The organism is Streptomyces sp. NPDC022910 (genome assembly GCF_055561075.1).
The window spans coordinates 17,137-30,811 of the sequence record NZ_JBVHHL010000015.1 but is presented as its reverse complement, the minus strand read 5'-3'; the positions used below and the strand labels follow the sequence as shown (position 1 = coordinate 30,811).

Genomic DNA, 13,675 nt, shown 5'->3' with positions numbered 1-13,675 from the left:
TACGGACGGCACGAGCAGGAGAGCCCATGGAGGAACTGTCCGCCGCGGAAGCGAAAGCGGGGGAGGACGCGTGACGAGCGACCCGGAAGCCCCGGTCATCGCCACCCGCGCCCTCACCAAGCGCTACCGCGGCGGGCAGCTCGCCGTGGACGGGCTCGATCTGACCGTCCCGGCGGGCAGCGTCTTCGGCTTCCTCGGGCCGAACGGCTCGGGCAAGACGACCACCATCCGCATGCTGATGGGCCTGATCGAGCCCACCTCGGGCACAGCGCGCGTCCTCGGGCAGCCCGTGCCCCGGGCCTCGCGCGCCGTGCTCCCGCACGTCGGCGCGCTCATCGAGGGCCCGGCCCTGTACGGCTTCCTCTCCGGCCGCGACAACCTCCTGCGGTACGACGCCGCCGACCCCACCGCCGACCCGCGCACCCGGCGCGCCCGCGTCGCCTCCGCGCTGGACCGGGTCGGCCTCACGGCGGCGGCCGGCAAGAAGGCGAAGGCGTACTCCCTGGGCATGAAGCAGCGCCTCGGACTCGCCGCCGCCCTGCTCCAGCCCCGCAGCCTTCTCGTCCTGGACGAGCCGACCAACGGTCTCGACCCGCAGGGCATGCGCGAAATCCGTTCCCTGGTGAGGGAGCTGGCGTCCGACGGCACGACCGTCTTCCTCTCCTCCCACCTGCTCGACGAGATCGAGCAGGTCTGCACGCACGCCGCGGTGATGGCCCAGGGTCGGCTGATCACGCAGGGCGCGGTGGCGGAGCTGGCGGCCGGGGCGCGCGGACGCCTCGTCGTGACGACCCCGGACGTGACGGACGCGGCCCGGGTCCTGAAGGAACAAGGCGTGGCCGACGTGGTGGTGGGGGAGGGCCGGGTGACGGGTGAACCCCCGGACCGTGAACCGGCGGACCTGAACGCCGCGTTGGTCACCGCAGGAGTTCGTGTCCGTGGCTTCGGCGTCGAACGCCCCTCCCTGGAGGAGGCGTTCGTGGCGCTGACAGGAGAGGGCTTCGATGTCGCAGGTTGAGCAGGCCGGGGCGAGCCGGGCCCTGGTTTCCCGGAAAACGAGCCCTTTGTGGACGTTCGGCCTGCTGCGCAGTGAGCTGGTGACCACGTTCCGGCGCTGGCGCACGCTCGCTCTGCTCGCCGTGCTGGCCGGTGTGCCGATCCTGGTCGGGATCGCGGTCAAGATCGAGTCGAGCGACGGTTCCGGCGTCGGCGCACGGGGCGGCGACGGCGGCCCGGCGTTCATCACGCAGATCACCAACAACGGCCTGTTCCTGGTCTTCACCGCGCTCGCCGCCACGCTCCCGTTCTTCCTGCCGATGGCGATCGGCGTCATCGCGGGCGACGCGATCGCCGGCGAGGCGAACTCCGGGACGCTGCGCTACCTCCTGGTCGCCCCTGCCGGGCGTACCCGCCTCCTCCTGGCCAAGTACGCGACCACGATGGCCTTCTGCCTCGTAGCCACCCTCGTCGTCGCGGTCTCGGCGCTCGCGATGGGCGCGCTGCTCTTCCCCCTGGGCGACCTGACGACGATCTCGGGCACACGGATCAGCTTCGCCGACGGACTCGGCCGTGCCCTGCTGATCGCGCTGGTGGTCGCCGCGTCCCTGATCGGTGTGGCGGCCCTGGGCCTGTTCGTCTCCACCCTGACCAACAGCGGTATCGCGGCGATGGCGACGACGGTCGGCCTGCTGATCACGGTGCAGATCCTCGACCAGATCCCCCAGTTGCACGCACTGCAGCCGTACTTCTTCTCGCACTACTGGCTGTCCTTCGCGGACCTCATGCGCGACCCGGTCTACTGGGACGACCTGACCCGCAATCTGGGCCTGCAGGCCCTGTACGCTGCGGTCTTCGGGTCGGCGGCCTGGGCGCGCTTCACGACGAAGGACATCACCGCGTAGGGCTCACACGACTGCGGTCTCGTACGGGAAGTGGGTGAGCGGCGCCTCATGCCAGGGCGTGTCGTACAGCGCGCGTTCCCCGTGGACGCTCCAGCGCATGGTCACCGGTGCCTTCGGCCGCCGGACGGCGTGAACGCACCTGTCAGCCGGGCGAGTTGCCTGCACTCGCGGGGCGACGGTCCGCTCAGGTCGCCGGTGCGCCAGGCCGGCACCCACGGTACGCGGTAGACGTCGATCGTCGACTCGATCATCTTGACGTGCTTGCCGAGTTGGCGCGGCAGTCGACCGGGCGCGTCCGCGACCAGCACGACGGCGTCGAGGTCGAGGCCGGGTGGCGCCTCGCCGCGACGGAAGACATCCAGGGAGTCGAGGACGGCCTGCAGACCGGTCGCATGGGTGCGCGCGACCAGGAGCACCGAGGCGGGTTCGCCCTGGTCGGGGCGGGGCCAGCCGCGGCCCGCGTCGAAGCCGCCGAAGACACTGGCGAGGGTGGAGACGCCGGCTCCGCCGTGGGTGGCCACCCAAGCGAACTGACGCGGAAGCACGGAGCCTTGGGCACTTCTCGGCCGCGGTCCGGTGGCGGCCACGGGCCCGCGAAGCCAGACCTCGGGACCGTCGGACCCTTGTTGCGCGATCCTCTGCATCGCCACTCTCCTCGCTCGCTCGTCGCACCTCGATCTTCACGTCCGGTACGGGGATCGGTAACGGGGCAAGGGTTCCTGGGACGAGTCTGTGACGCTGCGGTGACGCGGGATGCCGTACGGGAGCGGGAGACTCGGGTGCGTACGTACGTCTCCGTACGCATGTCCGGAGCCGGAGACCCGGAGGAGTCGATGCCGCACGGGGTCGGGAGCGCCGTGGAGGCGCCGAAGGCGGGCCGAACAGGCCGCGCGGTCAGGCCGGTTGCCGGGGTGGCGGCCGCCCGCGGGAGCCGAGGCGCCGGGCGGGGCGTCGTGGCGAAGTCGGTCGCTCGGGTCTGCGGGGACGCATGCATACGGCGTCGGTGGCGCTGCGGTCGGCCCGCGTACGCTGGGCGCATGTGCGCTCTTTGTGGGGACACCGCGGCACCTTCTTTCTCCGCCGACACCGCCCTTTCCTCGACCGACCGATCCGAGTGAGGGAACGATGTCTCGACTCAGCCGCGAACACAGGCGGGGGCGCTCCGCTGCCGGGGCCGTCTCCGAGGAGGGCGCCGTGGCCGGAGTGACGCCGATCGAGGTCCATGTACCGGCGGCGCCGGGTGCGGGGGCGACCGTGGGCGGGATTCCGGTGGTCGCCGGGTCGGGCGAACCGCTCCAGCAAGCCGTCCTGGACCACCTCCATCGCCTCGCCCTCACCACCGGCCACCCCGTCCTGGCGAGGGTCCACGACGAACGGATCGGTTTCGTCGTACCGATCCGGGTGTACGTGGACGGCTCGAGCGAGTACACGGAGGAACCGGTGCGGGTGGGCGCGCCCGGGGCGGCGGACGCACCGGAGGCCGAGCCGCAGACTCCGCGCCGCTACAAGGCCACGCACGTGCTGCGAGCGGTGGCCTCCCAGAACCCGACGCCGGGTACGACGGCCCCGGCGTTCCCGCCGAGAGCGGGCCAGGACGCGAACGCACCGTCGGCACCACGTCCCGCCGAGCAGGCGCCCGCTGCGGCGGAGTCCCGCCCCACACATCCGGGGACCGCGCAGTCGCTCGGCGTCGAGGCCCCCACCCACGTCCTGCGCGCGTCGGCGGATTCGGCAACACCCGACCCCACACGGCCGCCCGCGCCGACGCCGGGCCGACCTCCCGCCCCGGCACGGCACCGCGCCCCGGCGACACGGCCGTACGCGCCCGCACCGCTCCGCGCTCCGGTGTCACAGCCGTCCGTGCCTGCCTCGGTTCAACCTCCGGTCTCGGCACCGCAGCAGGTTCCGGTGTCACGGCCGTCGGTGCGGGTGTCGGCTGAGCCTCCCGCGCCCGCACCGGACCGCGCTCCGGTGTCACAGCCGTCGGCGCCCGTACCGGACCGTGCTGCGGTGTCTCAGCGGTCCGTGCCTGCCTCGGCTCAATCTCCGGCCTCGGCACCGCAGCAGGCCCCGGTGCCGTCGGTGCCCGCGTCCCCGCCCCAGGCTGCCGCTGCCGTTGTGGTCGAGCCTGCCGCCTCCGCGCCGCAGGGCTTCGCCACCGCTTCTCCGGCCGGGCCCGAGCCTGCACCGCGATCCGCCCCGGTCCCCTCGGCCGACCCCGCTCCCCGGCCCGAGTCCGTCGGCCCCGCCCAGGACGGTGCTCCGGCACGACCGGGGGGCGCGGTCTCCACATTTGTTCTGTGGGCCGTGCCTGAGGAGGCATCGTTGATCAGCGTGACGTCCGGGCCGGCCCAGGTGTTGCCCGGCGCCTCCGCCCCTGGCACGGTTTTGCCGCCCACAGGGACGTTCGGCCCGCCGCCGGTGATCCCCTCCGGACCCGCTGTGCCGTCCGAACCGCAGCCCGGTCCTGTCCCACCGCTCTCCCCGTCCGCCGGCCCGGTCGCGCCCCGCGAGCCGTCCACTGCTCCGGGCACACCGCCTCCGCCTCCCGTCACGGCGAAGCCGCCCGTCTGGCCCGCGCCTGCTCCCTCGACCGTGGAGACTCCCGAAGTCGCCGTGCCTCCGGCCACGGACGCGGACGCCGAACCGGATCCGTACTCCGCCCCCGGTTGGAAGCCCGCCCTGCCCCCGAGGACCGTTCCCTTCGCCGAGATCGAGGACGAGGTCAAGGAACCGCCCGTGCGGGAGTTCGACTCCGTGGCCGAAGCCGTGCTCGCGCCCGAGTCCGGTGCCGTGCCGCCCGGCGGCGCGGCCGGGCCGATCGCGGAGCCCATGGCCCGGATCAACGCGGCCGTGAAGCAGGGCCGCATCGAGGAGGCCGCCGCCCTGGCGGAGCAGACGGTGGCCGAGGCCACCGCGGCCCTCGGCGGCGACCATCACGACGTGCTGCGCCTGCGCGAACTCACCGCGTACGTCGCCTACCTGGCCGCGGACCCCCTGCGGTCCTTCCATCTGTCGCTCGACCTGGCCCGGCTCCGCCACCGCCTGGGAGACCCGCGCGGCGCGTACGGGAACGTGCAGAGCGCGGCCGCCGCCTGGCGTGCCGTCCGCGACCCGATCCAGGGACTGCACCTGGGCCGTGACCTCATCGGCGTGTGGAGCGCACTCGCCGCCGACGGGGGCCCCGCCGCGGATGACCTGGACCAACTGGAACGCGCCCGCACCCGTATGGGCCGCCTCGCCGAACGCGCCCGCAACGCCGTCGGCGGCGCACCCCCCTACGCTCAGTGACTCGAAGGGGCCAGGGCCGCACACGGCCTGGCCCCTCTCACGTCGACCGGGGTGCCGACAGGGCGGCCGCCGGCTACGGCCGGGCGTCCACCGGCCGATCCGACTCCGCCGCCACATCGTCCGCGCTCGAGGCCGTGCCCGTCGTTCCGGCAGCGATGACGGCGCGGGGCGCGCCGATCCCGGCCCTGAGCGCGCGTGCTGCCCGGCGGGCCGTACGCAGCGCGTCGCCGGTCAGCAGTGCCAGCGCGAGCCAGACCAGCGCGAAGCCCGCCCAGCGCTCCGGCGGCATCGCCTCGTGGAAGTAGAGGATGCCCAGCAGGAACTGGAAGACCGGCGCCAGGTACTGGAGCAGACCGAGCGTGGACAGCGGCACACGGATCGCGGCGGCGCCGAAGCAGACGAGAGGCAGAGCGGTGACGACACCGGTGGCGGCGAGCAGCGCCGCGTGCCCCGGTCCATGGGTGGTGAACGTCGATTCGCCGTGCGTCCCGAGCCACAGCAGATACGCCAGCGCGGGCACGAACTGGACGGCCGTTTCCGCCGCCAGGGACTCGATGCCGCCCAGACCGACCTTCTTCTTCACCAGGCCGTACGTGGCGAAGGAGAAGGCGAGGCAGAGTGAGATCCACGGCGGGCGGCCGTAGCCGATCGTCAGGACGAGGACGGCGGCGAAGCCCACTGCGACCGCCGCCCACTGGACGGGCCGCAACCGCTCCTTCAGGATCAGCACGCCCATCGCGATGGTGACGAGCGGGTTGATGAAGTAGCCCAGCGAGGCCTCCACAACGTGGCCGCTGTTGACGGCCCAGATGTAGACGCCCCAGTTCACGGTGATGACCGCCGCTGCGATCGTGACCAGCCCGAGCCTGCGCGGCTGCCGCAGCAGCTCGCCCGCCCAGGCCCAGCGCCGCATCACCACCAGCGCGACGCCGACGAGAACCAGGGACCAGACCATCCGGTGGGCGAGGATCTCCATTGCCCCGGCGGGCTTCAGCAGAGGCCAGAAGAGAGGGACGAGCCCCCACATTCCGTACGCCGCGAAGCCGTTCAGCAGACCTGTCTGCCGCTCACCCTTCGACTTCTCGGCCACGGGCCCCTCCTTCTCGCGCGACTGCTCCCGTGCAGCACCCATGAAGGTAGCGCGAGCGGCCCCGCCAGTCATGCCCGTATCGCCATACGGTCATGACAGGCGCGACTGGAAACGCAAGGACCCGCCGGGGGAGGTTCAGCCCTTGAGCGCGGCCCTGATCGACTCGGCGATCGGCGTGGTCGGACGGCCGGCCAGGCGGGACAGGTCGCCGCTGGTGACGACCAGCTCACCCTTCTCGATGGACACGTCCACGCCGGCCAGGATCGCGGCGAAGATCTCGGGAAGGCCGGCGCCGGTCAGGATGCCGGTGAAGGCCTCGACGGAGACGGCGTTGTACGCGATCTCCTTGCCGGTCTGCTTGCTCAGCTCGGCCGCGTACTCGGCGAAGCTCCATGCCTCGTCGCCGCCCAGCTCGTACGTCTTGTTCTCGTGGCCCTCGCCGGTCAGTACGGCGACCGCGGCGGCCGCGTAGTCGGCACGGGAGGCCGAGCTGACCCGGCCGTCACCGGCGGCCTGGGTGACGGCGTTGTACTGCAGCACGGACGCGAGCTGGTCGGTGAAGACCTCGTTGTACCAGCCGTTGCGCAGCAGCACGTGCGGCACGCCCGAGGCCAGGATCGCCTCCTCGGTGCCCCGGTGGTCGTCGGCGAGGGCGGCCGTCAGACTGCCGGGGGCGCTGGTGTAGGCGAGGAGCGCGACATCGGCGGCCTTGGCGGCGTCGAGGACGACCTTGTGCTGCTGGACCCGTCCCTTGTCGAACTCGTTGCCGGAGATCAGCAGCACCTTGTCGCCGGCGGAGAAGAGGCCGTCGAAGGTCTCGGGCGCGTTGTAGTCGGCGACCGCGATCCGCACGCCGCGCTCCGCGAAGTCGGCGGCCTTCTCCGGGGTGCGGACGACCGCGGTGATCTCCTCGGCCGGAACCTTCTCCAGCAGCTGCTCCACGACGTGACGGCCGAGGTGTCCGGTGGCTCCCGTGACGACGATGCTCATGACTTGGATCTCCTTGTGGGGTGCGTGTGCCACTCACCCTAGGAGGGGCACTAACTAGAGGAAAGTACCCACTTTGAAGTAAGGTACTGTCATGGCAGTAAGCAGCTCAGTCGCCGACGGAGGCGACACCGATTCGGCGATGTGCCCCTACCGCCTCGTCCTGGAGCACGTCACCAGCCGCTGGGGCGTTCTCGTCCTGATCGAGCTCCTCGAGCGCCCCCACCGTTTCAGCGAGCTGCGCCGGGCGATCGGGCGAGTGGCCCGTGTCAGCGAGAAGATGCTCACCCAGACCCTGCAGACCCTGGAGCGCGACGGCCTGGTCCACCGCGACGCCAAGCCGGTGATCCCCCCGAGAGTCGACTACTCCCTGACCGACCTGGGCCGCGAGGCGGCCGAGCAAGTGAGCGCGCTGGCGCTGTGGACGAGGGAGCGCATGGCCGACGTCGAGGAGGCGCGCCAGGCATACGACGAGGCCCGAGCGCTGAAGGCCCGGGCCTCGTGAACCGCGCGGTGTCGGTGTCCTAGCCGACAACGGTCCAGGTGTCTTTGCCGGCCAGCAGCGCCGCCAGGTCACCCTTGCCGTTCTGCTCGATTGCGGTGTCGAGCTGGTCGGCCATCTGGGTGTCGTAGACGGGCCGCTCCACGGAGCGGAAGACGCCGATCGGAGTGTTGTAGAGGGTGTCCGGGTCGGCCAGCCGGGACAGCGCGAACGCCGTGGTGGGGGAGGCGGCGTGGGCGTCGTGGACGAGGATGTCCGACGCGTTCTCCGGGGTGATGGAGACGACCTTCAGGTCGCCGGTCCGCACATCCCGTAGGACACCGCGCGAGCCCTCCGGTCCGAAGCGGATCGGCTGCCCGTGCTCCAGGCGGATCACGGCTTCCTCGGCGGTCTGCTTGTCCTTGAGGGCGTCGAATGCGCCGTCGTTGAAGATGTTGCAGTTCTGGTAGATCTCCACCAGGGCGGTGCCGGGGTGGGCGGCGGCTTGGCGCAGCACCCCGGTCAGGTGCTTGCGGTCGGAGTCGACCGTGCGTGCCACGAAGGACGCCTCGGCGCCGATCGCCAGCGACACCGGGTTGAAGGGGGCGTCGAGCGAGCCCATCGGCGTCGACTTGGTGATCTTGCCGACCTCGGAGGTAGGCGAGTACTGGCCCTTGGTGAGGCCGTAGATCCGGTTGTTGAACAGCAGGATCTTCAGGTTGACGTTGCGGCGCAGGGCGTGGATGAGGTGGTTGCCGCCGATGGACAGCGCGTCGCCGTCACCGGTGACCACCCACACGGACAGGTCGCGGCGCGAGCTGGCGAGGCCCGTCGCGATCGCGGGCGCGCGGCCGTGGATGGAGTGCATGCCGTACGTGTTCATGTAGTACGGGAAGCGGGACGAGCAGCCGATGCCCGAGACGAAGACGACGTTCTCCCTGGCCAGGCCCAGTTCCGGCATGAAACCCTGGACGGCGGCGAGGATCGCGTAGTCACCGCAACCGGGGCACCAGCGCACTTCCTGATCGGACTTGAAGTCCTTCATGGACTGCCGGGCCACGGCCTTGGGAACGAGGGAGAGCGCCTCGATCGTGCCCGTGCCTTCCGTGGTCGTCTCAGCCATCGATGGCCTCCTTGAGAGCCGCGGCGAGCTGTTCGGCCTTGAACGGCATGCCGTTGACCTGGTTGTACGAGTGGGCGTCGATCAGGTACTTCGCCCGGATGAGCATGGCGAGCTGACCGAGGTTCATCTCGGGGATCACCACCTTCTCGTAACGCTTCAGAACCGGGCCGAGATTCCGCGGGAACGGGTTGAGGTGGCACAGATGGGCCTGCGCGACCGACTCCCCGGCCGCCCGCAGCCGCCGTACAGCCGCGGTGATCGGGCCGTATGTGGACCCCCAGCCCAGGACGAGGGTCTTCGCCTCGTGCGGGTCGTTCACCTCGATGTCGGGTACCACGATTCCGTCGACCTTCGCCTGGCGCGTCCGCACCATGAAGTCGTGGTTGGCGGGGTCGTAGGAGATGTTGCCCGTGCCGTCCTGCTTCTCGATGCCGCCGATGCGGTGCTCCAGGCCCGGCGTCCCCGGGATCGCCCACGGCCGGGCGAGGGTCTGCGCATCACGCTTGTACGGCCAGAACACCTCGGTGCCGTCGTCCAGCGTGTGGTTCGGACCCTGGGCGAACTGCACCCGCAGGTCCGGCAGCTCATCCACCTCCGGGATCCGCCAGGGCTCGGAGCCGTTGGCCAGATAGCCGTCGGACAACAGGAAGACGGGCGTGCGGTAGGTGAGCGCGATCCGGGCCGCTTCCAGGGCAGCGTCGAAGCAGTCGGCCGGGGTGCGCGGGGCGATGACCGGGACCGGCGCCTCGCCGTTGCGCCCGTACATCGCCTGCAGCAGGTCGGCCTGCTCCGTCTTGGTCGGCAGACCGGTGGACGGCCCGCCGCGCTGGATGTCGATGACCAGGAGCGGCAGCTCCAGGGAGACCGCGAGACCGATGGTCTCGCTCTTGAGGGCCACGCCGGGGCCGGAGGTCGTGGTCACGGCGAGCGAGCCGCCGAAGGCCGCGCCCAGCGCGGCACCGATGCCCGCGATCTCGTCCTCGGCCTGGAAGGTTCGCACACCGAAGTTCTTGTGCTTGGACAGCTCGTGCAGGATGTCCGAGGCGGGGGTGATCGGATAGGAGCCCAGGAACAGCGGCAGGTCCGCCTGGCGGGAGGCGGCGACCAGACCGTAGGACAGGGCGAGGTTCCCGGAGATGTTCCGGTACGTGCCCACCGGGAATGCCTTGACGGCGGGCGCGACCTCATACGAGACCGCGAAGTCCTCCGTCGTCTCGCCGAAGTTCCAGCCGGCCCGGAAGGCGGCGATGTTGGCGGCCGCGATGTCCGGCTTCTTCGCGAACTTCGACTTCAGGAACTTCTCGGTGCCCTCGGTCGGCCGGTGGTACATCCACGACAGCAGGCCCAGCGCGAACATGTTCTTGCTGCGCTCGGCCTCCTTGCGGGTGAGGTCGAACTCCTTCAGCGCCTCGACGGTGAGGGTGGTCAGCGGTACGGGATGGACGTTGTAGCCGTCCAGCGACCCGTCCTCCAGAGGACTGGTGTCGTAGCCGACCTTCTGCATGGCGCGCTTGGTGAACTCGTCCGTGTTGACGATGATCTCCGCGCCGCGGGGCAGGTCGTCGATGTTCGCCTTCAGGGCGGCCGGGTTCATCGCCACCAGTACGTTCGGCGCGTCCCCGGGGGTCAGGATGTCGTGATCGGCGAAGTGCAGCTGGAACGACGAGACGCCCGGCAGGGTGCCCGCGGGGGCGCGGATCTCGGCGGGGAAGTTCGGCAGCGTCGACAGGTCGTTGCCGAAAGACGCCGTCTCCGAGGTGAAGCGGTCTCCGGTGAGCTGCATGCCGTCACCGGAGTCTCCCGCGAACCGGATGATCACCCGGTCGAGCTTGTGTACGTCCTTCGCGCCCGCCGGTTTGCGCTGTTCTCCTACGACGGCTCCGTCGGCCTGCTCCGCTGGACTGCTGACCTGGCTGGTCACTGAACTGGACCTCCCTCGAGGCGGCTGACCGGGTGCGGCCGTCCCGCCGGCCTTCCCATGGTCAACCCTACGTCGGTAAGGGTCGCCTTCCCTCGGTCGTTCGCATGATGGACACCATGGTGAGACGGCCCGACGCCCTGACTTGTCATGATTTACCCGCCCCCGACGATGCTCTTGAAGACGCTCCCTGCTCATCCTTTGGTTCTGGTGCTTCCGGGGTACTGGCCGCTGCCGGCTCCGCGGCGGTGGCCGGCGCGGAGCCGGCGGGACACTCGACCCGAGAGCATCCCGACCCCGCTGTCTGAAACAGTGTCAGCGATCAGGAGTTGAGGTAGGTGAGGACGGCCAGAACACGCCGGTGATCCCCGTCACTCTGCGACAGGCCGAGCTTCAGGAAGATGTTGCTGACGTGCTTCTCGACGGCTCCGTCGCTCACGACGAGCTGCCGGGCTATCGCGGAGTTCGTCCGCCCCTCGGCCATCAGTCCTAGGACCTCCCGCTCCCGCGGGGTGAGCGCGGCCAGCACGTCCTGCTTTCGGCTGCGTCCGAGCAGCTGCGCCACGACCTCCGGGTCCAGCGCGGTGCCCCCCTGGGCCACCCGCACCACGGCGTCCACGAACTCGCGCACCTCGGCGACCCGGTCCTTGAGCAGATAGCCGACACCGCGGCTCGAAGCGGCCAGCAGTTCGGTGGCGTACCGCTCCTCGACGTACTGGGACAGCACCAGCACGCCGAGTCCGGGATGTGCCTTGCGCAGCTGGACCGCGGCCCGGACCCCTTCGTCCGTATGGGTCGGCGGCATCCGTACGTCGGCGACGACCACGTCGGGCATCTCGCCGCGGTCCGCCAACTCGGTGATGGTCTTGATCAGCCCGTCCCCGTCCCCGACACCGGCGACGACCTCGTGCCCGCGGTCGGTCAGCAGCCGGGTCAGGCCCTCCCTGAGCAGCACTGAATCCTCGGCGATGACCACCCGCACCCTGTCCTCCACGATCCTCGGCCCCCCGAGCCTTCCGTCTCCGGGCGCGCTGTCCTGCGCGTCCGGCGGTGTCCTGGGCGGCCCGTCGTCTCACCGCCCCTCGGCTCCTCAGTATCCCGCTGTCCGCGGTTTCTCACCGGGCCTGCGGACAGACTGGCCGGGCGTGTTCAGCGCGTCGGCAGAAGGAAGGCGTCCGCAAGGAGGAGATGCCTGCGAGGGCGTGCCCCATACGGCCGAGCCCCCTGTTCGACGAACGAACGGGGCGGCGTGCCGGAGTGTGCTGCGCCCGTGGCGGTCAGGCCGACCGCCACGGCAGTTCGGCGGTGATCCGGGTCGGTCCCCCGGCCGGGGAATCCACCAGCAGGATCCCGTCCACGGCGTCGAGACGCCCGGCCAGCCCGGCCAGCCCCGACCCGGCGGCGGCGTCCGCGCCCCCCAGCCCGTCGTCCGTCACCTGCAACAGCAGCCGGTCCTCCACCCGCCACACGTCGACCGTCGCCCGCGACGCCCGGGCGTGCTTGCTGATGTTCTGCAGCAGCTCCGACACCGTGAAGTAGGCGATCCCCTCGATCGCCGGCGCCGGCCTCGACGGCAGGTCCACCTCCACCTGCACCGGCACGGTGCACCGCGAGGCCACCGCCGACAGCGCCGCATCCAGCCCCCGGTCCGTCAGCACCGCCGGATGGATTCCGCGGGCGAGGTCCCGCAGTTCCTGCAGCGCCGTCTTCACCTCTCCGTGTGCCTCGTCCACCATCCTTGCCGCCGCCTGCGGATCCTCCGCCAGCTTCTCCTTCGCCAGTCCCAGATCCATGGCCAGCGCCACCAGCCGGGCCTGCGCCCCGTCGTGCAGATCGCGCTCGATGCGCCGCAGATCCGCCGCCGCCGTGTCGACCACCACCCCGCGGTCCGACTCCAGCTCCACCACCCGCGTCACCAGCCGCGACGGCCCGAGCAGCCCGTGCACCAGCAGCCGGTCCACGGTCGTCAGGCCCCGTACGATCCACGGCGTGGCCAGCGTGATCAACAACCCCACCAGCGCGGTCACCGTGATCTCGAACGGGTTGTCGAGGTAGACGTGATGCGTCTCGTCGCCGTACAGCTGAATCCCGCCGTGACCGCCGTACACACGGAACAGCCAGAACCACAGCGGATACGTCAGCAGTGCCCAGCCGCACACCCAGAAGGTCACCCCGACGGTGAAGGAGAACACAGCCCAGGGCATCTGCAGCACCGTGTACAGCATGTGCCGCCACGACGTACCGCTCCTGAGCATCGCCCCGATCCAGCCCGCCGGGCCCCGCCGCTTCATCGCCGGCGGTTCCGGATCGGCCACCTCGAGCCCCAGCAGACCCCGTGCCCGTGCCCGTTCCAGCGCCCCGAGCCCCCGGCACCCTGCGAGCGCCGCCGCGAGCACCGGGATCCCGAGGAACGTGACCAGCAGACCGACTCCGATCGAGAACATCGTGACGCTGTAGGTGAACATCATGATCCCGATCGGCAGGCTCAGCAGCAGGTAGCACAGCTCACCCCAGCTGCGCCCCTCGATCGGTGCGCGCAGAGCGGCCGGGAGCCGGTGCAGGCGCCCCTCGGCGCCCTGGGATCCAGGGCCGCCCCACTCTCCGTACCCCTGCCCGTACTGCGTGGCCATCGGCGTCGTCCGTTCTCCTCGTCGTCCACCCCGGCGCGGTCGGTCCTTCGACCCGGGCGCCGGTTCGTACCTCCACCCTGCTGTCTCCCCCCGCATGCGCCCATGGAGCGGGTCGGCGTCTTGAAGCGGGGGTTTTCCCCACCCCCGCACGCCGGACGCACACGAAAGTGCCCCCGCGCAGGTGGAAGCGAGCCGTGCGCCCGCACGCCGGGACCGGTCTTGTGCGATCGGCAGCCGTTCCCCGCACGCTGGGA

The 13,675-nt window shown here is 71.1% G+C and carries 11 protein-coding genes; 4 read left to right on the top strand and 7 right to left on the bottom strand.

The window, feature by feature from the left end; translation table 11 throughout:
* Positions 1-70 precede the first annotated feature (70 nt).
* Together ACZ3TS_RS16805 and ACZ3TS_RS16800 are read left to right on the top strand one after the other, a co-directional pair.
* Positions 71-1,018, top strand: coding sequence for an ABC transporter ATP-binding protein (locus ACZ3TS_RS16805; protein ID WP_467618406.1), 948 nt, complete (start codon positions 71-73; stop codon positions 1,016-1,018).
* Positions 1,005-1,901, top strand: a complete 897-nt coding sequence (locus ACZ3TS_RS16800; protein WP_467618405.1) for an ABC transporter permease — start codon at positions 1,005-1,007, stop codon at positions 1,899-1,901. Before ACZ3TS_RS16805 ends, ACZ3TS_RS16800 begins: the two co-directional genes overlap by 14 nt.
* A gap of 101 nt (positions 1,902-2,002) precedes the next feature.
* Here the strand turns inward: ACZ3TS_RS16800 and ACZ3TS_RS16795 are convergent, their stop codons facing one another.
* Positions 2,003-2,545 (bottom strand): DUF6668 family protein, encoded by a 543-nt coding sequence (locus ACZ3TS_RS16795; protein ID WP_467618403.1) that lies wholly within the window; start codon positions 2,543-2,545, stop codon positions 2,003-2,005.
* Positions 2,546-3,095: 550 nt separating this feature from the next.
* On the opposite strand from ACZ3TS_RS16795, the gene ACZ3TS_RS16790 reads away from it, so the two are divergent.
* The gene (locus tag ACZ3TS_RS16790; protein WP_467618401.1) at positions 3,096-5,192 is read left to right on the top strand and encodes a tetratricopeptide repeat protein; all 2,097 of its coding nucleotides are present in this window, start codon (positions 3,096-3,098) and stop codon (positions 5,190-5,192) included.
* 73 nt (positions 5,193-5,265) lie between these two features.
* On the opposite strand, the gene rarD is transcribed toward ACZ3TS_RS16790, so the two are convergent.
* A complete protein-coding gene (gene rarD, locus ACZ3TS_RS16785; protein WP_467618400.1) occupies positions 5,266-6,282 on the bottom strand; it encodes an EamA family transporter RarD in 1,017 nt (338 codons plus the stop codon).
* A 135-nt stretch (positions 6,283-6,417) separates the two neighbouring features.
* Positions 6,418-7,272, bottom strand: coding sequence for an SDR family oxidoreductase (locus ACZ3TS_RS16780; protein ID WP_467618398.1), 855 nt, complete (start codon positions 7,270-7,272; stop codon positions 6,418-6,420).
* Positions 7,273-7,363: 91 nt separating this feature from the next.
* On the opposite strand from ACZ3TS_RS16780, the gene ACZ3TS_RS16775 reads away from it, so the two are divergent.
* Entirely contained in the window at positions 7,364-7,774 is a 411-nt protein-coding gene (locus ACZ3TS_RS16775) for a winged helix-turn-helix transcriptional regulator (protein ID WP_467618397.1), read from the top strand.
* A 19-nt stretch (positions 7,775-7,793) separates the two neighbouring features.
* Here ACZ3TS_RS16775 and ACZ3TS_RS16770 read toward each other — a convergent pair whose 3' ends face one another.
* The 4 genes from ACZ3TS_RS16770 to ACZ3TS_RS16755 form a co-directional block, all read right to left on the bottom strand.
* Positions 7,794-8,873 carry a 2-oxoacid:ferredoxin oxidoreductase subunit beta gene (locus ACZ3TS_RS16770; RefSeq protein WP_467618396.1) on the bottom strand — a complete coding sequence of 360 codons (1,080 nt, stop codon included), beginning with the start codon at positions 8,871-8,873 and terminating at the stop codon, positions 7,794-7,796.
* Positions 8,866-10,794: a 2-oxoacid:acceptor oxidoreductase subunit alpha gene (locus ACZ3TS_RS16765; RefSeq protein WP_467618393.1), complete on the bottom strand. Its 1,929-nt coding sequence runs from the start codon at positions 10,792-10,794 to the stop codon at positions 8,866-8,868. The genes ACZ3TS_RS16770 and ACZ3TS_RS16765 overlap by 8 nt, the downstream gene beginning before the upstream one ends.
* A 319-nt stretch (positions 10,795-11,113) precedes the next feature.
* Positions 11,114-11,773 carry a LuxR C-terminal-related transcriptional regulator gene (locus tag ACZ3TS_RS16760; RefSeq protein ID WP_467618636.1) on the bottom strand — a complete coding sequence of 220 codons (660 nt, stop codon included), beginning with the start codon at positions 11,771-11,773 and terminating at the stop codon, positions 11,114-11,116.
* Between the two features lie 295 nt (positions 11,774-12,068).
* A complete protein-coding gene (locus ACZ3TS_RS16755) occupies positions 12,069-13,421 on the bottom strand; it encodes a sensor histidine kinase (protein ID WP_467618392.1) in 1,353 nt (450 codons plus the stop codon).
* Between the last annotated feature and the right edge of the window lie 254 nt (positions 13,422-13,675).

Bases quoted from the DNA above. Each gene is read 5' to 3' on its own strand.
- ACZ3TS_RS16770 (WP_467618396.1), bottom strand. From the start codon at position 8,873: ATGGCTGAGACGACCACGGAAGGCACGGGCACGATCGAGGCGCTCTCC.
- ACZ3TS_RS16800 (WP_467618405.1), top strand. From the start codon at position 1,005: ATGTCGCAGGTTGAGCAGGCCGGGGCGAGCCGGGCCCTGGTTTCCCGG.
- ACZ3TS_RS16755 (WP_467618392.1), bottom strand. From the start codon at position 13,421: ATGGCCACGCAGTACGGGCAGGGGTACGGAGAGTGGGGCGGCCCTGGA.
- ACZ3TS_RS16780 (WP_467618398.1), bottom strand. From the start codon at position 7,272: ATGAGCATCGTCGTCACGGGAGCCACCGGACACCTCGGCCGTCACGTC.
- ACZ3TS_RS16795 (WP_467618403.1), bottom strand. From the start codon at position 2,545: ATGCAGAGGATCGCGCAACAAGGGTCCGACGGTCCCGAGGTCTGGCTT.
- ACZ3TS_RS16775 (WP_467618397.1), top strand. From the start codon at position 7,364: ATGGCAGTAAGCAGCTCAGTCGCCGACGGAGGCGACACCGATTCGGCG.